Origin of the sequence: Sphingobium sp. TKS (genome assembly GCF_001563265.1) — a bacterium.
GTDB lineage: Bacteria > Pseudomonadota > Alphaproteobacteria > Sphingomonadales > Sphingomonadaceae > Sphingobium.
In genome coordinates this window covers 3043250-3060181 of record NZ_CP005083.1, presented here as the reverse complement: position 1 = coordinate 3060181, position 16932 = coordinate 3043250, and the positions used below count along the sequence as shown (strand labels likewise).

The 16932-nt window shown below is 65.7% G+C and carries 15 protein-coding genes and 1 tRNA gene; 11 read left to right on the top strand and 5 right to left on the bottom strand.

Annotated elements, in window-relative coordinates; all coding sequences use genetic code 11:
- The first annotated feature begins 47 nt into the window (after nucleotides 1-47).
- From K426_RS15170 to K426_RS15155, 4 genes are all read left to right on the top strand, one after another.
- Entirely contained in the window at nucleotides 48-1232 is a 1185-nt protein-coding gene (locus tag K426_RS15170; RefSeq protein WP_066558750.1) for a glycosyltransferase, read from the top strand.
- A 67-nt stretch (nucleotides 1233-1299) separates the two neighbouring features.
- Complete coding sequence (locus K426_RS15165) at nucleotides 1300-1581, top strand: HPr-rel-A system PqqD family peptide chaperone (protein ID WP_066558747.1); 282 nt, start codon at nucleotides 1300-1302, stop codon at nucleotides 1579-1581.
- Complete coding sequence (locus K426_RS15160) at nucleotides 1578-2441, top strand: HprK-related kinase A (protein ID WP_066558744.1); 864 nt, start codon at nucleotides 1578-1580, stop codon at nucleotides 2439-2441. Before K426_RS15165 ends, K426_RS15160 begins: the two co-directional genes overlap by 4 nt.
- Complete coding sequence (locus tag K426_RS15155) at nucleotides 2438-3427, top strand: nucleotidyltransferase domain-containing protein (protein ID WP_066558739.1); 990 nt, start codon at nucleotides 2438-2440, stop codon at nucleotides 3425-3427. Before K426_RS15160 ends, K426_RS15155 begins: the two co-directional genes overlap by 4 nt.
- A gap of 79 nt (nucleotides 3428-3506) precedes the next feature.
- Here K426_RS15155 and K426_RS15150 read toward each other — a convergent pair whose 3' ends face one another.
- Nucleotides 3507-4355 (bottom strand): class I SAM-dependent methyltransferase, encoded by an 849-nt coding sequence (locus K426_RS15150; RefSeq protein WP_066558737.1) that lies wholly within the window; start codon nucleotides 4353-4355, stop codon nucleotides 3507-3509.
- A gap of 41 nt (nucleotides 4356-4396) precedes the next feature.
- Between K426_RS15150 and K426_RS15145 the strand changes: the two genes are divergently transcribed.
- From K426_RS15145 to K426_RS15125, 5 genes are all read left to right on the top strand, one after another.
- Nucleotides 4397-5155 (top strand): ComF family protein, encoded by a 759-nt coding sequence (locus K426_RS15145; protein ID WP_066558730.1) that lies wholly within the window; start codon nucleotides 4397-4399, stop codon nucleotides 5153-5155.
- Between the two features lie 44 nt (nucleotides 5156-5199).
- Nucleotides 5200-5457: a glutaredoxin 3 gene (gene grxC / locus K426_RS15140; protein WP_066558728.1), complete on the top strand. Its 258-nt coding sequence runs from the start codon at nucleotides 5200-5202 to the stop codon at nucleotides 5455-5457.
- 4 nt (nucleotides 5458-5461) lie between these two features.
- A complete protein-coding gene (locus tag K426_RS15135; protein WP_066558725.1) occupies nucleotides 5462-6292 on the top strand; it encodes a carbon-nitrogen hydrolase family protein in 831 nt (276 codons plus the stop codon).
- Nucleotides 6289-6771 carry a DUF1178 family protein gene (locus K426_RS15130; protein WP_066558722.1) on the top strand — a complete coding sequence of 161 codons (483 nt, stop codon included), beginning with the start codon at nucleotides 6289-6291 and terminating at the stop codon, nucleotides 6769-6771. The genes K426_RS15135 and K426_RS15130 overlap by 4 nt, the downstream gene beginning before the upstream one ends.
- Nucleotides 6772-6806: 35 nt before the next feature.
- Nucleotides 6807-6883 (top strand) — tRNA-Arg (locus tag K426_RS15125).
- A 149-nt stretch (nucleotides 6884-7032) separates the two neighbouring features.
- Here K426_RS15125 and K426_RS15120 read toward each other — a convergent pair.
- The 3 genes from K426_RS15120 to K426_RS15110 all read right to left on the bottom strand — a co-directional run bounded on the left by K426_RS15120 (nucleotide 7033) and on the right by K426_RS15110 (nucleotide 10864).
- Entirely contained in the window at nucleotides 7033-7551 is a 519-nt protein-coding gene (locus K426_RS15120) for a GNAT family N-acetyltransferase (protein WP_066558716.1), read from the bottom strand.
- Between the two features lie 107 nt (nucleotides 7552-7658).
- The gene (locus K426_RS15115) at nucleotides 7659-9407 is read right to left on the bottom strand and encodes an MFS transporter (RefSeq protein WP_066558714.1); all 1749 of its coding nucleotides are present in this window, start codon (nucleotides 9405-9407) and stop codon (nucleotides 7659-7661) included.
- A gap of 14 nt (nucleotides 9408-9421) precedes the next feature.
- Nucleotides 9422-10864, bottom strand: a complete 1443-nt coding sequence (locus tag K426_RS15110; RefSeq protein ID WP_082748912.1) for a DcaP family trimeric outer membrane transporter — start codon at nucleotides 10862-10864, stop codon at nucleotides 9422-9424.
- Nucleotides 10865-11043: 179 nt separating this feature from the next.
- On the opposite strand from K426_RS15110, the gene acs reads away from it, so the two are divergent.
- The gene (acs, locus tag K426_RS15105; protein WP_066558707.1) at nucleotides 11044-12996 is read left to right on the top strand and encodes an acetate--CoA ligase; all 1953 of its coding nucleotides are present in this window, start codon (nucleotides 11044-11046) and stop codon (nucleotides 12994-12996) included.
- Entirely contained in the window at nucleotides 12993-13613 is a 621-nt protein-coding gene (locus tag K426_RS15100; RefSeq protein ID WP_066558705.1) for a LuxR C-terminal-related transcriptional regulator, read from the top strand. The genes acs and K426_RS15100 overlap by 4 nt, the downstream gene beginning before the upstream one ends.
- On the opposite strand, the gene K426_RS15095 is transcribed toward K426_RS15100, so the two are convergent.
- On the bottom strand, nucleotides 13603-16932 hold the full coding sequence (locus K426_RS15095; RefSeq protein ID WP_066558701.1) for a PAS-domain containing protein: 3330 nt from the start codon (nucleotides 16930-16932) through the stop codon (nucleotides 13603-13605). The two genes, K426_RS15100 and K426_RS15095, sit on opposite strands and share 11 nt — an antisense overlap.

The window sequence follows — 16932 nt, the reverse complement described above, 5'->3', positions numbered from 1 at the left end:
GGCGTCGAGACTTCGACGATCCCGTCAGACGCAGCAAGGGCGACCCCATGTTCCATACACCCCATTGGGTGACGCAAAATTGTTCGGTCGCGATCTATCTCTATGAACCCAGCGATGGCGGCCTGGATCGGGTCGCGATCCTGCTGGCCAATCATCTGCTGATGCGCGGCGTGGATGTCGAACTGTGGATGACGCGGGTGGACGGCCCTGTGGCCGGGCTGATCGACCCGCAGTTGACCGTGCGCCGGGTGCCTGCCCCGCCTCTCAACCGGCGGCTGTCGATGATCGCGCAATTCCCCGCTCTGGCGGCCATGGTGCGACGGTACCGCCCCGATATTCTCTATTCGGCGGGCAATCAGAGCAACATGCTGTGCGCCCTGGCGGCGCTGGGCACGGCGACGCAGGCGGTTTGCCGCATTTCCAACCCGATCGTCCGCCCGCACCAGCGGGGGCTGTCCGCCTGGGTCAGGCGCAGCCGTTTTCGCGCCATCGCCCGGGCCAGCGCCATGACCATCGTGATGGGTGAGGCGGACCGGCTGACCTTGGCTGAAGCCGGGCCGCTGGAGGGCCGTCGCGTGACGCTGCTGCCGCGCCCGACCGTCACCCCCTTGCTGCAACGGTTGCGGCAGGATCGCGAGGCGAGGTCGGAGGGGACGCCCCGGCATTTCCTGATGGTCGGGCGGTTGGCCGAGCAGAAGGATCAGGCGACGGCGCTGCTCGCGCTTGCCCGGCTAAGGCATCTCGATTGGCGGTTGAAGATCGTCGGGCAGGGGCCGTTGCGCCGCGACCTGGAGGCGCTTTGCCAGCGGCTGGACATAGCCGGGCGGGTCGAATTTCTGGGCTTTGTGAATGATCAGGCGGAACTGGCGGCGCTGATGGCCGAGGCCGATCTGCTGCTTCAACCGTCGCGCTGGGAGGGGTTGGTCGCGACGCTGATAGAGGCGCTGGGCTGCGGAACGGGGGTGGTGGCGACCGATTCCACGCCCAATATTCATCCGGCGTTGGCTGCTGCGGGCCAGCATGCGCCAGTGCCGGTGGGCGATGCGGATGCCTTTGCCGAAGCGATCCTCTGGGCGCTGGAGCATCCGGTTTCGCCTGCGCGCTTGGGGGAGGCGGTACGGGAGCATTGCGTCGAAAGCGCCCTTGACGCCTATTTGCGCGCCTTTGCCCGGCTCGTCCGGACCGATGGCGTGCAATGGAACGGCATCGCGCAAAATAGCCTGACGCGTTAGGCACTTGGCTACTCCTTTGTCCTAAGGATGGCGCGACATTCCCATCCGAAGGCTCCGTTTCGTGACCATGCCCCGCCGCTATTGCCAGGACAGTCCGGACGCCATCGCCTCCTGCGTGCTGGAGGATATGGTGCTGCTTTATCACCGGCCTTCGGGACAGACCCATATGGTGATCAGCCCGGTGCCGGAGATATTGGCGACGTTGGAGGAAGGCGCGGCGCTGACGGCGGGTGAGGTCCATGCCGAACTGACCCGGCTCTATGATCTGGGCCCGGCGGAGGAGGCGGTGCCGCAGATCGAGGCGCATCTCACCGAATTGACCGAACTGGGATTGGTCCGCATCGCGTGAAGCATGTGCTGTCCCTGAAGATCGGTCCGGCAAGCTTCCGCATCGGATCGGCCTGGCGCCAGCCGGTGGAGGCGCTGGCGCGGCTCTATGCCGATTATCCCACGCCCGTGGACGAGGTGGCCGATTTCACCGTGCGGCTGGAGCCGGCGGGCCTGTTCCGGCGCTGGTTCCGGCCATCGATCTATATCACTGGCGATCACGGGCTGGCCGATGCCGCGCCGATGAGCCTCGCCCATGGCCTGTTGGCGGCGGAAATGGGGATGAACCTGCAAATGGCGCTGGGCTGGCGGCGGCATCTGTTGCTGCATGCCTCCAGCGTCGAGAAGGACGGAAGAGCGCTTGTGATGACGGGCGAGTCCGGTTCCGGCAAATCCACTTTGGCTGCCCAATTGGGTGAGCGCGGCTGGCGGTTGATGGGCGACGAGTTCGCGCTGCTCGATCTGGCGACGGGCGCGGTCTTTCCCTTTCCGCGCCTGGTCTCGCTCAAGAATGGCGCCATCGACGTGCTGGCGGCGGAGGCTTCGCCGGCGCGCATGGGGCCGCTGCTCGCCGGGACGGCCAAGGGCGACATCCGCCACCTCATCCCCCGCAGCGAGGCAGTCGGGCGGATGGGGGAGGGCGCCTTGCCCGCGCTGCTGCTGTTTCCCCGTTTCGGTCATGAGGCGGATGTCCGTTCAGTCGGGCAGAGTGAGGTCTTCATGCGGCTGACCCAGGCGTCGACCAACTATGTCGCTCTGGGCGAGCCGGGCTTTGCCGCCCTGACCCGCTTCGTCAAAAATGTGCCTGCCCGCGCCATCGATTTTCCCTCGGGAGATGACGCCATAGCCCTGGTCGAGCGGTTGTGGGGGGAACTGGCATGAGTGCGCGGCTGCTCGTGCAGGCCTTGCGTGATCCCGATGGGGTCATGGCGCTGGATGCGCGCAGGTGGAACGACCTGATCGCCATGGCGCGGGCGGAGCGGCTGATCGGCACGCTGGCCTTGCGGATCGAGGACCGGCCAGTGCCCGAAGCGGTGCGGCCGATATTGAGCGATGCGCGGCTGGAGGCGGAGCGAGAAGCGCGGCAGGCGCTGTGGGAGGCGGATCGTGCGGCGGAGGCGCTTGCCGGCCTCGACGTGCCGGTCGTGCTCCTCAAGGGGACTGCCTATGCGGCGGCGGGGCTGCGTGCGGGGCAGGGACGCTTCATCGGGGATCTCGACATATTGGTGCCGCGGGAGGCCATAGGGCAGGTCGAGCATGCGCTGCTCCGCGCAGGGTGGGAGTGGGTCAAGGATGACCCTTATGACGACGCCTATTATCGGCAATGGATGCATGAACTGCCGCCGATGATTCATGCTGGGCGCGATCGGATGATCGACGTGCACCATACCGTCCTGCCCCTGACCGCGCGTCAGACGCCCGATGCCGGAGCGATGATTGCTGAGGCGGTTCCCATTACCAATGAGTTATACATGCTCTCCACGGAGGACAGGGTCTGCCATGCCGCAGCGCATCTGCTGGCCGATGGCGATTTGGCGGGGGGGCTGCGCAATCTCTGGGATATCCACTGCTTGTTCGACGAGGTGGATGCTGACGCGCTGAAGGCTCGGGCGGCGCGGCATGGCCTTGCGGCCCATGTCGGACAGGCGCGGCGGCTGGCGGCGGCGCTTTATGGCGAGGGCGCGCGGTTGACGGTCTGGGACCGGATCGTCGCCGCCCGGCTGCTGGCGCGGGACGGATGGGGACGGGAGCGGCGCAAGCTGCTCCGCTTTGCCTTTTATCTGCGCTCGCACTGGCTGCGGATGCCGCTCGCCATGCTGGCGCGCCACTTGTTCACCAAATGGCGCAAGGGGCACCGGCCCGCTTAGCCGATAAAGATCGCTGTGTGTGTGGTGGCCAAAAATCCGTTTCGTCTCATGCCTGTCCCTCAAATCTATCGCACGGCCGTCAATGCTTCGGCTTGAGCGCCTCGGCCAGGGACATGTTCGCACTTCCCCGTCGCGCAGGCTGGGCCTGGCTCGGATCGGCCTTCCACCCGCTCAGATACAGGATCGCCATCTGCTCCGCCGTCCGCCCGTCGCTATCCGCAGCCGCCGCGAAATGCTCGGCCGCGCCGCCCAGCACTTCCCGCCGCAGCGCGGGCGGCCGCGAAACCAGCACATTGCCCGCTCCCATCCCCCGCAAGTCGTGCATCAGCCGCAGGACATCGCCATAGCGGACCGTCAACACATCCCCATCCGCGACCGGCATGGTGAATCCAGCCCGCGCCAGCAGATCACCCGCCGAACGCACATCGACCTGCGGATGGATATGCTGCCCGGCCCGGTCCCCTTCGCCCGCCATCAGCGCCGCCCGCAGCCGGGGCAGCGAACCAGCGCCGGTAAAGGCCGCCAGCATCAGCCCATCCGGCCGCAACACCCGCCGCATCAGGATCAGCGCGCCCGGCAAGTCATTGACGCTGTCGAGTGTTCCGCAAGCGATCACCAGGTCGAAACTTTCATCGGCAAAGGGCAGGGCGTCCTCATCGGCCTGCACGCCGCCCTGCGCCTTCGCCGCCGCAAAGCCGGGATCGGCGCAGACGACGCGCTTGCCCATCGCCTCCAGCGCTGCCCTGGCGCTGTCGTCGGGACAGCCGATGACCAGCACTTCGGCAAAATCCCGCTGCACATCGCCTAGCCTGTCGAGCAGTTCGTCCAGCATCGCGCGATAGAGAAAGTCATGCTCGGCAAAGCGAGCCATCATCCGGTCGCGCCGCCTGGCGCGCAGCGCGCGGTCGAAGATGTCGGCATTGGTCATGGCGGGCCTTGTGCAACGGCGAAGGAGCGGGAACAAGGGAGATGATGTCCCTTTCGCCGCTGCACAAGACCGCCCCATTTGTCAAAAGCCTGTTGCGCCCGGCGCTCGATTACGCCCTGCCGCCGCGCTGCCCCGGTTGTGGCGAAATCGTGGACGCGGACGATGCCTTCTGCCTGAGTTGCTGGAGCGGGATGCGGTTTCTGGGCGCGCCGTGCTGCGCCCGGTGCGGCGTGCCGTTCGACTATGATCGCGGTGCCGGAGCGGAATGCGGCGCCTGCCTGGCCGATCCGCCGCCCTTCGACAGCGCGCAGGCGGTGCTGGCCTATGGCGATATCGCCCGTGCCGTGGCGCTGCGCCTCAAATATGGCCGGCGCATCGGCCTTGCCCGGCTGATTGCCAAGCAGATGGCGCGGCAGGTTCCGGCGGTGGAGAATGCCGTCATCGTGCCGGTGCCGTTGCATCGCTGGCGGCTGTGGTGGCGCGGCTTCAACCAGTCGGCCCTGATCGCCCGGCATCTGGCGCGGCTGACGCGATTGCCGGTGGATAATCACGCCCTGCTGCGTAGCCGCCGGACCAAGCCCCTGCGCGGGATGACCCCGAAACTCCGGGCCAAGGCGGTGCGTGGCGCCTTCGCCCTGACCCCGCAGCATGGGCTCAAGGGCCGCGCGGTGCTGCTGATCGATGATGTGCACACCAGCGGCGCAACGGCGGCGGCTTGCGCCCGGACGCTGAAACGCGGCGGCGCGGCAAGCGTTCACCTGCTGTGCTGGGCGCGGGTGCTGCCGGACAGTGCCGATTGACAAACGGCTGTCGAACCACAATTTCGACGGTCAAGGAGTGAAATATGGCGAAGGTCGAAATCTATACCAAGGCCTGGTGCGGCTATTGCGCCCGGGCAAAGGCCTTGCTCGACGGCAAGGGCGTGGCGTTCGAGGAATATGACATCACCATGGGCGGGCCCAAGCGCCAGGAAATGCTGGACCGCGCCCAGGGCGGGAACACCGTGCCGCAAATCTTCATCGATGGCCAACATATCGGCGGCAGCGACGACATGGCGGCGCTCGACCGGCAGGGCAAGCTCGACGCGTTGCTGGGAGCATAGCCGGATGCGCGCCGCGATCTTCCAGATGACCAGCGGGATCGATCCCGCCGCCAACGCCGCCGCGATCGTGGACATGGCCGCGCGCGCCAAGGGGGAGGGTGCGGACATGCTCTTCACCCCGGAAATGGCCGGTTATGTGGACCGCGACCGGCAGCGGGCGGCGGCGACGCTGCGTTCGGAGAAGGACGATCCCGTGCTGGCCGCCGTGCGCGAAGCGGCGGCGAAACAGGGGCTGTGGGTGCATCTCGGCTCCCTTCCGCTGAAGGAGGAGCGAACCGACGGGCGCTGGGCCAATCGTAGTTTCATGATCGATGGCAGCGGCGAAATCCGTGCCCGCTATGACAAGATCCACCTGTTCGATGTCGATCTGGCAACAGGGGAAAGCTGGCGCGAATCGTCGGTCTATGGTCCGGGCGAGCAGGTCGTCGCGGTCGATACGCCCTGGGCGCGCATGGGCCTGTCGGTGTGCTACGACATGCGCTTTCCCGATCTCTACCGGGCGCTGACCAATGCGGGCGCCACGGTGCTGCTCACGCCTGCGGCTTTCACCGTCCCGACCGGCAAGGCGCATTGGCACATATTGCTCCGCGCGCGGGCGATCGAGGCTGGCTGCTTCGTTATCGCCGCCGCGCAGACCGGCCATCATGCGGACGGCCGCGACACCTACGGGCACAGCCTGATCGTTGACCCATGGGGGGACATAGTGCTCGACATGGGCGAACAGGCGGGTCTTGCTCTTGCGGAGATCGACCTGTCGCGCATAGAGGACGTGCGCGGGCGGGTGCCTGCGCTCGCCAACCGGCGATCCTTGCCCATGGATGTGACAGTGTCGTGATTGTTTTCGACCTCAAATGCGAATCCCAAGGCCATGTGTTCGAGGCGTGGTTCGGCTCCAGCGCCGATTATGAGGATCAGAAGGCGCGAGGCCTGTTGGCCTGCCCGCTCTGCGGCGATGAACATGTGGGCAAAGCCGTGATGGCGCCGGCGGTCGCGCCGAAGGGCAACAGCCGCCCGGAAACCGTGCCGCAAATCACATCCTCGGGCGACGCGTCCATCACCATGGGCGCGGGCGAGGAGGCGAAGATGCGCGAACTGGTGCAGGCGCTGGCCAAGGCGCAGCAAAAGGCGCTGGAGGATTCCACCTGGGTCGGGCGCGGCTTTGCCGAACAGGCCCGCGCCATGCACTATGGCGAGCAGGATCGGGCCAGCATCCATGGCGAAGTCGCGCTCAGCGAGGCGCGAGCCTTGATTGCCGAAGGGGTGGAGGTGGCACCCTTGCCTTTTCCGGTGGTTCCCCCCGAAGCGAAGAATTGACCGCGCCCTTTTCGCATAATAGAGCCGTCACCGGAGCACCCGTAGCTCAGCAGGATAGAGCATCAGATTCCTAATCTGAGGGCCATGGGTTCGAATCCCGTCGGGTGCACCATTTTTCCATGAGTTGTGGGTCGGTCGTCAATGCGGGGCAGTTTTTCGCTGCGAGGTATAGCGGCGATGCGAGCCAAAAATTGCAGTCGGCGGTGCTCAGCAATGGCCATGGAACCGACTTGCGCGAAGCGCTCATCATGCTTCCCTTGTTCAGCGGAATGTCTTGGCAAGGATGACCAGGGTCGGATCGCCCTCGACAGCTTCGACTGCGAAGCCCTTTTCGCGCTCCAGTTCGATGGTGCCGTGATTGTCGCGGCTTTCGATTGAGATGACGCGCCGCACGCCGCGCTTCTGCGCCTCGCTGGCCAGATGGTCGAGCACCGCCCAGCCCACGCCCCGGCCCTTATAGTCCCCGCGCACCGAAACGGCGACTTCGGCCGTGTCCAGCGCATTGTCGCAGGCGAGGATGCCGGAGGCGACGAGATCGCCGGTGGCGCCATCGAATGCCAATATGCTTTCGCTGCGGAAATGATCGGCATGGATCAGCGGGTCGAGCTGTTCGTGGCCGACATGCGGGATGGCCGAGAAGAAGCGGAAGCGCCGATCCTCGTCGCTGACCTGGTCGAAGAAGGCGGCGAGCAGAGGTTCGTCGCTTTCCTCCGCGGGGCGAACGTGAAGCTGGAGGCCCGAACGGGTCGGCAGGGTGAGGATGTGCGTGGCGTCGGTCATGAAAACGTCTCCCTTTTCAAGGGTGCCAGATTTAGAGGGCCAAGTGCCGGCGCGCATTGATCCTCGACAATGTCGGAGGATTTTGGGCGCGCCGGCCGGGGGTTCCGCTATCCGTCGATATTACGCCGGAAGGTTTCGGGAAGGAAGATCAGGCCCAGGACGACGGTTCCCGCCGCCACGATGACCGGGTACCAGAGGCCGTAATAGATGTCGCCGGTCGCGGCGACCATCGCGAAGCCGATCGCCGGCAGCAGCCCGCCCAGCCAGCCATTGCCGATATGATAGGGCAGCGACATGGAGGAGTAGCGGATGCGGCTGGGGAACAATTCGACCAGCATCGCGGCGATCGGGCCGTAAACCGCCGTCACCAGCAGGACGAGATAGAAGAGCAGCGCGACGACGAGCGGCTTGTTGATCTCGGCGGGGTTGGCCTTGCTGGGATAGCCGACCCGGGCAAGTTCACCCTCGACCGCGGGCTGGGCGGCGACGGCTGGCTTGTCGCCTTCGGCCGCCTTTGCGGGGCTGGCGGGCGCGCCGATCAGTTGGGCGGAGAAGGCCGCGATGGCCGCTTTTTTCTCTTCGCCCGAAAGCCGGGACGGATCGGGCGCGGTGAAGCGCTTGTCACCGACCGCGACGGTCGCGACGGTGCCGGGCGCGGCGACGACATTGGTGTAGTTCACACCAGCCTTGGCCAGCGCGTTCTTGACGATGTCGCAGCTCGTCTTGTCGAACTTGTTCGCGCCGACCGGGTCGAACTGCGAAGAGCATTCCGACGGGTCGGCGGTCACGGTCACCGGGGCGGCGGCCTGCGCCCGGGCGAGCGCGGGGTTGGCGGCATTGGTGAGCGCGTGGAAGACCGGGAACAGCGTCAGCGCGGCGAGCGCGCAGCCCGAGAGAATGATGGGTTTGCGGCCGATGCGGTCGGACAGCCAGCCGAAGAACAGGAAGAAGGGCGCGGCCATCATGAGTGCGATGATGATGAGCGTGTTGGCGGTCAGGCCGTCGATCTTCAGCATCTTTTCAAGGAAGAACATCGCGTAGAGCTGGCCGCAATACCAGACCACCGCCTGGCCCGCGATCGCGCCGAAAAAGGCGATGAGCACGATCTTGAGGTTCTTCCACTGGCCGAACGCCTCCTTGATCGGTGACTTGGAGCCGGTGCCCTCCGCCTTCATCTTCTGGAAGACGGGCGATTCATGCAGCTTCAGACGCAGCCACAGGCCGACGATGAGGAACAGGCCGGAGACCAGATAGGGAATGCGCCATCCCCAATCCTTGAACGCTTCCTCTCCGACGCCGGTGATGGGCGAACGGACCGTGATGACGATCAGCAGCGCCATTGCGAGACCGGCGGTCGCGGTGATCTGAATCCAACTGGTGTAGAAGCCGCGCCTGTTGTTGGGCGCATGCTCCGCGACATAGGTCGCCGCGCCGCCATATTCGCCGCCGAGCGCCAGACCCTGGAACATGCGCAGCACCACCAGCATGATCGGCGCGGCGACGCCGACCGACTTGTAGGTGGGAAGGCAACCCACGAGGAAAGTCGACAGACCCATGACGAGCAGCGTGATGATGAATGTGTAGCGGCGCCCGAACAGGTCACCGATGCGGCCGAAGAAGATGGCGCCGAAGGGGCGGACGATGAACCCGGACGCGAAGATCAGCAGGGCCATGATGAAGGAGGTCGTCTGGTTGAGGCCCGTCAGGAACTGCGCCGCTATGATCGCGGTCAAAAGGCCGTAGAGATAGAAATCATACCATTCGAACACGGTGCCGAGCGAGCTGGCGGTGATGATGAGCTTCTCGCTTCGCGTCGCCTGGTGATGCTTTGGCAGTCCGTCATATGTCGAAGCCATAACAGTCCCTCCTGTTAGAAATTATACTTCGCCGCGACGTCGAAGCGATCGACGTGGCCGTTGAGATCGTTGACGAGCCGGCGCTCGCCATGTCGGTACTCGATGCCGAGGTCGACATTCTTCACCGGGGAATAGAAGAGGTTGCCCGCGACACTCCATGCCTGACGATTGAACATCGCTATACCCGCAGTCGTCGCTGGATTGAGGGTATCGGCGTAGAAGATGCGCTGGTAGCTTGCGATCAGATTCACGCGCCACTGGTCGTTCAGGGCATATCGCCCCGCGCCGAACAGCGCGAGGTTGCGGACGCCGGCGAGCTGCCCGTTGGTCTGGAGAACCGCGTCAGGCCCGAAGTTCAGACCGAGATAGCGCCCGATCCCTTCGCCATAGGTCGCCTGGAATCGGATGTCGCTGCCATGTTTGGCGTCCAGGAATATCTTGCCGGAGGTGCTGATGCCCCATCCAAGCCGGGAGTCGACGATATGGGCAGCGCCCGTCTTCGCATTGTCGACGCGCAATTGGCGCCCCAGCACTGCAAGGTCGAGGAAGCCGAACCCACCCGCATATTCGAGGCGGCCGGTCATGTCGGGCGCATGATCCTCGCCATTTTCGATGAGGGCGGGCGCGCCGGCGGTGGCGGAAGCGGTTTCCGGATTTTCGGCGGCCAGATGAAGGGTCAGGCCGTGGCTGAGCGGCATGCTGTAGCGCACCATCGGCTGGCGCACGAAGATCAGGCCGTCGACGCCGCCGACATAATCCGTGCTCTCCGGGAAAACCGCCGGGTTCGAGAAATTGGTGAAGTCCTGGCCGAAGGTCCAGCGATCGAACTGGATGAGGGCGCGGCGCATCGCCAGATCATAGGCGTTGGTCGTGCGCTGCGTGCCCTGGCCCAGCGCCTGTGGGGTGCCGGGCGCGGCCTGGAAATCGAACTCGATATAGGCCTTGAGCGCATGCTTGCCGAGCTTGGTCGTGGCGTCCACCCAGAAGCGCGTCTGCTTTGCGGAGAAATCAGTGACGCGGGTGGGTGAAGTCGGGGAGGCGGGATTGAAGACCGGGACCGACTGCGGCAGATAGAGATCGCGGCCGAGCGTATTGCTCGGATCGTCGCCGCCGCTGTACCGGGCGCTGCTTGCGAGCAGCTTCACATAGCCGGACAGGACGACATTGCTATTGCCCGATCGGAAACCGAGCTTGGGCGTGCTGTCCGCCAGTCGGGTCATTTGGGCGGACGTCTCGTCGCTCTTGCGGACGGCGGTGGCTGCGGTGGCCGCGGTTTCGTCCTGCTGACTGCGCGCTGCGGCGAGTTCGGTCCGGAGCTGGGTGACTTCGTTCTCCAGCCGTTCCAGACGCGCCGCCAGATCCGCCTCCTTCGTGGTCTGCGCATGAGCCAGTTGGGGCGCGGCAAGCGCCGTCGCTCCCAGCAGGATGCGCAACAATGGCCTCATTTGCTTTGGCATCGACCTCTCCATGGCCCGGCTCGTTGTCCGGATAGGGAGAAGATCGCGCATGCCACGGCAAGGCGACAGCCGAACCATGGTCGGGGATCTACGACCTTCGTCTAGGGTCCGATATGCGCCAGCGGCCTTTAGGATGCGGTCCACGGATCGGTAGCGATCGAGGAGAGGAGTGCGAGACTATGGACCAGGGCGTTTATCCCGTTCCGAAACAGTGGGCGAAAGAAGCGCTGGTCGACGCCGCGCAATATCAGGAAATGTATGCGCGCTCGATTGCGGAGCCGGAGCGTTTCTGGGCCGAAGAAGCCCGGCGTCTCGACTGGATGCGGCCATTCAGCCAGGTGAAGGCGACGAGCTTTTCGGCGGAGGATTTTGGGATAAGCTGGTTCGCGGATGGCACGCTGAACCTGTCGGCCAATTGCCTCGACCGCCATCTGGAGGAGCGCGGCGACGCCATAGCGATTCTCTGGGAGCCGGACGATCCGGCGGAGCCCGAGCGGCGCATCAGCTATCACGCACTGCACGAGGCCGTGTGCCGTTTCGCCAATCTGCTCAAGGCGCGGGGCGTGAAGCGGGGCGACCGCGTCACCCTCTATCTCCCCATGGTGCCGGAGGCGGCGGTCGCGATGCTGGCCTGCGCCCGCATCGGCGCTATCCACTCGATCGTCTTCGCCGGCTTCTCACCCGAAGCGCTCGCCGGTCGCATAGAGGACTGCGCGAGCCGCATCGTCGTCACCGCAGACGAGGGTCTGCGGGGCGGCAAGAAGGTTCCCTTGAAGGCGAATGTCGACGCCGCTCTCGCCCATTGCCCCGATGTCGAGACCGTCATCGTGCTCCGCCGCACGGGCGCCGGGGTGAACATGGTCGAAGGACGCGACATCGACTGGACCACGGCGGTCGAAAACCAGTCTGCCCAGTGCGAGTCGGAGGAAATGGGCGCCGAGGATCCGCTGTTCATCCTCTATACCTCAGGTTCGACCGGCAAGCCCAAGGGGGTGCTGCACACGACCGGCGGCTATGCCCTGTGGGCCGCGATGACCCACCAATATGTCTTCGACTATCGCCCCGGCCAGATCTATTGGTGCGCCGCCGATATCGGCTGGGTCACGGGGCACAGCTATGTCGTCTATGGGCCGCTGATGAACGGCGCGACGACCGTGATGTTCGAGGGTGTGCCCAACTTCCCCGATCCCTCCCGTTTCTGGCAGGTGGTCGACAAGTTCGGCGTGGAGATTTTCTACGGCGCGCCCACCGCCCTGCGCGCGCTGATGCGTGAGGGGGACGAATGGGTGCGCAAGACCAGCCGCAAGACATTGCGCCTGCTTGGCAGCGTCGGTGAACCGATCAATCCCGAGGCTTGGGAATGGTATCACCATATCGTGGGGGAGGGGCGTTGCCCCATCGTCGACACCTGGTGGCAGACCGAGACCGGCGGCGCGATGATCAGCCCGCTGCCCGGCGCCACGGCACTGAAGCCGGGTTCCGCGACATTGCCGATGTTTGGCGTGAAACCCGAGCTGGTCGATGGCGAGGGGCGGCTGATCGAGGGGCCGGGCGAAGGCTGTCTCGTCCTGGCGGATAGCTGGCCGGGCCAGATGCGTACCGTCTGGGGCGATCATGACCGCTTTTTCCAGACCTATTTCACGACCTTCGCCGGGCGCTATTTCACTGGCGACGGATGCCGGCGCGACGAGGATGGCTATTATTGGATCACTGGCCGCATCGATGACGTCATCAACGTTTCCGGCCATCGCATGGGCACGGCGGAAATCGAAAGCGCGCTCGTCGCGCATCCCAAGGTTGCCGAGGCCGCCGTCGTCGGCATGCCGCATGAGGTCAAGGGGCAGGGCATCTATGCTTATGTCACGACTAATGCCGACGTAGAGCCGGACGAAGCGCTGCGCGGCGAGCTGATCCGCTGGGTCCGCAGCGAGATCGGCCCGATCGCCTCGCCGGACGTGGTGCAGTTCGCGCCCGGCCTGCCCAAGACGCGCTCCGGCAAGATCATGCGGCGCATCCTGCGGAAGATTGCGGAAAACGATGTTTCGAACCTTGGCGACACGTCGACGCTTGCCGATCCCTCCGTGGTCGATAATCTGCTGGCCAACAGACCACGGTTGGAAGAGGCGCAATAGAGACGATTCTCATCGCGGACGACCACCCGCTCTTCCGTCAGGCGCTGATGGTGGCGGTGATGAAGGTCGCTCCGCAAGCCAGCATCATCGAGGCAGGCACGCTCGCCGCCGCCGTGCGGGCGGCGAGCGAGGCCACGTCCCTGCGCCTCATCCTGCTCGATCTGAAGATGCCGGGCGCGGTCGGCTATTCGGGCATCGCGCTGCTGCATGCCGAACAGCCCGGTGTGCCGATCCTCGTCGTTTCAAGCGCCGATGGGGCGAAGGCGGCGGAGGAAGCCCAGGCGCTGGGCGCGGTCGGCTTCCTCTCGAAGGACAGCGACCTGCCCACGATAGAGACAGCCATTGCGCGGGCCATGGGCGGCCATAGGCTTCCGCCCGCTCCGCCACGGCCCGAAGATGCGGTGCAGAAGGAGATCGCCTCCCTGACGCCGACGCAGTTGAAGGTTCTGCTGGAAGTGCTGCATGGCAAGCTCAACAAGCAGATCGCGCACGACCTCATGATGAGCGAGGCGACCGTGAAGGCGCATATGACGGCGATCATGCGCAAGCTCGATGTGAACAACCGCACCCAGGCGGCATTGGTTGCGCGTTCGCTGGGACTCGATCTCAACCACTGACGCGCGCGAGGAAGGCCGAAATGGCTTCCGGCGCTGCGGGTTTGGAGATGAAGGCGACATTGAGCATGGCGGCGCGTGCAGCAAGGCTCGCCTCATCTTCCGCCGTGACCAGCGCGGCGGGCAAGGCCGGTTGTCGACGCCGCAGCGCCGCGATCAGGGCGAGGCCGTCCTCGTCGCCGCCAAGCTGAAAGTCGACCAGCGCCGCGTCCGCTCTACGCGCGAGCTTTCGGGCGGTCTCGCCATCCCCGGCGGTCAGGGCACGGTGGCCTAGGCTGGCCAGCAGCGCCTCCGTCGCCGCCACGATCATCGGATCGTCATCGACCACAAGCACGGCAAGGTCTCGCGCCTCCGGGAGAGCGGCCTTGACTGCTGGGGCCGGTTCCGGCGCGGTCCGCCCTGTGCCTTCGGGCATGAGCAGGCTGAACCGGCTGCCTTTTCCCGGAACGGAATGCACCTCGATGCTGCCGCCGAGCAGCCGGACGATCCGGCGGGCGAGGGCCAGGCCAAGGCCCAATCCTTCGACGTCCAGCGCCCCCAGGCGGGTGAATTCCCCGAATATTGCCTCGATCTGGTCGGCGGCGATGCCGACTCCGGTGTCGACGATGTCGATGCGGATCATGTCGCCCCTGCGCCTGACGCCGAGCAATATCCCGCCATGCTGCGTGTAGCGCAGGGCGTTGGAGACGAAATTCTGCAACACGGAGCGGAGCAGGCCCGGATCTGTATCGAGATGACCGGCAAGCGGGCCGGTCAGCAGACGCAGCCCCTTTTCCTTCGCCATCGGCGCGAACCCTTCAGCGAGATTTGTGAGAAAGGGGGCGAGATCGATCGGCTCCGGACTCGGTTGCACGCCACCGGCATCGAGCTTGCTGATGTCGAGGAGCGCGCGCAGCAGACCCTCTGCCGCAACGATCGCGCCGTCGATGCGCTGGGCAAGCATATGCGGCGTTCCCTCGACCTCGCGTTGCAGGGCCGCGGCGAACAATCGCGCTGCGTGCAGCGGCTGGAGCAGGTCATGGCTCGCGGCGGCGAGGAAACGGGTCTTGTCCTTCGTCGCCTCGGCAAGCCGTGCATTGGTGTCGCTGAGTTCCCGGGTACGGTCCGCGACACGGGTCTCCAGCTCTCCCAAGGTCCGGCCAAGTTCGTCGCGAATGCGGGCGTCCTCGGTAATGTCGATGAAGCTCGTGACATAGCCGCCGCCCGGCATCGGGCCGCCGATGGTCTTGATGACGCGGCCGTCCTTGCGCCGCCTCTCGAAACTGTGCGGCAGACCCCGGCGCATATGGCGCAGACGTTTCTTGACGTGGAATTCGATATCCTCACCCCCGAAATCGCCCAGCCGGCCATTATAGCGGATAATTTCCGCGATCGGGGCGCCCACCCGCAGGAAGCCGGGAGGAAAGTCGAACAGGTCGAGATATTGGCTGTTCCAGGCGACCAGGTTCATGTCGGCATCGACGACGCTGATGCCGGCGTCGATATGCTCGAAGGTCGCGGCCAGCAGCTCGCGGGAGAAGCGCAGCGATTGCCCTCTTTCGCCAAGCAGCCGGGTGACGTCGGAGAGGCTCATCTGTCCCCCGGCCAGCGCTGAGGCGACCAGGGCGCGGGCCGATGAGGCGCCAACGACGCGCGCGATCAACTCGCGGGCGCGTTGCGCCGACCGCCTGTCGATGGGCGTGCCGCGTGCCGCTGCCGGAAATTCGCGGGCCGCCTCTTCGTCACCGACGAAGCTGGCGGTGAGCTGCGCGAGTTCGGCAAGATCGGTGATCGGGCGTTGGCTGCCGAGGCGGGGAAGGACGGGCGCCTTCACCTTGCGCGCCGCGACGAGGGCGAAGACGAGAAGGTTGGCGCCAAGGCTCCATGCGACGCCGTGCACCAGCGGGGAGGCGGCTCCGATGCCGAACAGGCGCAGCGGATCGAACGCGCTTCCCGCAAGCGCGGCCAGCCAGGCGGACGGCAGGATGGGCGGCAGGGCGAGGGTGTAGAACCAGATGACCAGCCCGACGGCGAGGCTCGCTCGCGCCGCGAGGGCGTCGCGGCCCGGCGCGTAGGTGGCAAGGATCAGGTGCGGGGTGAACTGCGCCATGGCGGCGAAGGCGACGAGACCGATCGAGGCGAGCGATTGTTCGGCCGAAACCAGCAGCGCCCAGGCGAGCGCCGCCGCGATGATGGCGACGATCGAAAAGCGCCGCACGAGCAGCATGCGCCGGCCGAGCGTCCCCGCACCAGCCTCCGCCCCGCTCTCGCGTGCCAGCAATGTGGGAAAGAGGAGGTCGTTCGAGACCATCGTCGCCAGTGCGGTCGAATCGACAACGACCATTGATGCGGCCGCCGCGATCCCGCCCAGCAGGGCGAGGGCAAGCACAATGCCCTGTCCGTTCATTTCGGGCAGTTGGAGCATGTAGAGATCGGGCTGGGCGCCGTGCAGCAGGCTTGCGCCAGCCAGCGCGATGGGCAGCACCATCAGAGCCATCGCGCCGAGATAGGCCGCGAGTCCCCAGCGGGCGCCCACCAGATCGCCCGGCTCGCGGGCCTCGACCAGCCCCATGTAGAATTGCCGCGGCAGGACGATGATCGCCATGACCGAGATGAGGAAGATGATTCCGACCTCGATCGACAGCCTCTCCGGCCGGAAATTGGCGGACAAGATGGCGACGCCCCGCGCCAGACCCGTGGCGTCCGCCTGGCCCAGCAGGAAGAGGGCCAGGATCGCCACGGTCGTCAGCGCGATGATCTTGAGCAGGGATTCGATGCCGATGGCATAGACGAGACCCTCGCTGCGCCCGGCCAGTTCGAACCGGCGGGCGCCGAAGAGCATGGCGAACAGGGAAAGCAGCCAGGCGGCGGTCAACATGGCCAGCGTGGCGACGGGACGGCCCGTCACGATCGAGATCGCACCGCCGATGGAGCGGAATTGCAGGGCGACATAGGGAACGGTTCCCAGCAATGCGATGACCGTGACGAGGCGGGCCACGACCACATCATGGCCAAAGCGGGCGGCGATGAAGTCGGAAACGGTCGTTGCCTGCTCCTCCGCGACCGCCTCAGCGAGCTTGCGCAGGAATCGCGGGGCGGCGATCAGCAGGCAGATGGGCGCGAGATAGATGGGCAGATAGTGCCAACCGTCGCGCACGGCGCTTCCGACCGCGCCATAGAAGGTCCAGCTCGAACAATAGACGCCCAGCGCCAGCGCATAGGCGCCGTGGCGCACATCGTAACGGCCGAAGGCAAGGCCGCCGCGCCTTTCCACGATGGTGGCGATCCCGAACAGCAGCAGGACGATCGCAAGCGCGAGAAGGGCCGCCGAAAGCAAACTCAT

What these genes read in the sequence shown, in the direction of transcription:
- K426_RS15095 (WP_066558701.1), bottom strand. Translation starts at nt 16,932, where the DNA reads ATGAGTTTGCTTTCGGCGGCCCTTCTCGCGCTTGCGATCGTCCTGCTG.
- K426_RS15170 (WP_066558750.1), top strand. Translation starts at nt 48, where the DNA reads ATGTTCCATACACCCCATTGGGTGACGCAAAATTGTTCGGTCGCGATC.
- K426_RS15110 (WP_082748912.1), bottom strand. Translation starts at nt 10,864, where the DNA reads ATGCCAAAGCAAATGAGGCCATTGTTGCGCATCCTGCTGGGAGCGACG.
- K426_RS15135 (WP_066558725.1), top strand. Translation starts at nt 5,462, where the DNA reads ATGCGCGCCGCGATCTTCCAGATGACCAGCGGGATCGATCCCGCCGCC.
- K426_RS15120 (WP_066558716.1), bottom strand. Translation starts at nt 7,551, where the DNA reads ATGACCGACGCCACGCACATCCTCACCCTGCCGACCCGTTCGGGCCTC.
- K426_RS15155 (WP_066558739.1), top strand. Translation starts at nt 2,438, where the DNA reads ATGAGTGCGCGGCTGCTCGTGCAGGCCTTGCGTGATCCCGATGGGGTC.
- K426_RS15165 (WP_066558747.1), top strand. Translation starts at nt 1,300, where the DNA reads ATGCCCCGCCGCTATTGCCAGGACAGTCCGGACGCCATCGCCTCCTGC.
- K426_RS15145 (WP_066558730.1), top strand. Translation starts at nt 4,397, where the DNA reads ATGATGTCCCTTTCGCCGCTGCACAAGACCGCCCCATTTGTCAAAAGC.
- grxC (WP_066558728.1), top strand. Translation starts at nt 5,200, where the DNA reads ATGGCGAAGGTCGAAATCTATACCAAGGCCTGGTGCGGCTATTGCGCC.
- K426_RS15150 (WP_066558737.1), bottom strand. Translation starts at nt 4,355, where the DNA reads ATGACCAATGCCGACATCTTCGACCGCGCGCTGCGCGCCAGGCGGCGC.
- acs (WP_066558707.1), top strand. Translation starts at nt 11,044, where the DNA reads ATGGACCAGGGCGTTTATCCCGTTCCGAAACAGTGGGCGAAAGAAGCG.
- K426_RS15115 (WP_066558714.1), bottom strand. Translation starts at nt 9,407, where the DNA reads ATGGCTTCGACATATGACGGACTGCCAAAGCATCACCAGGCGACGCGA.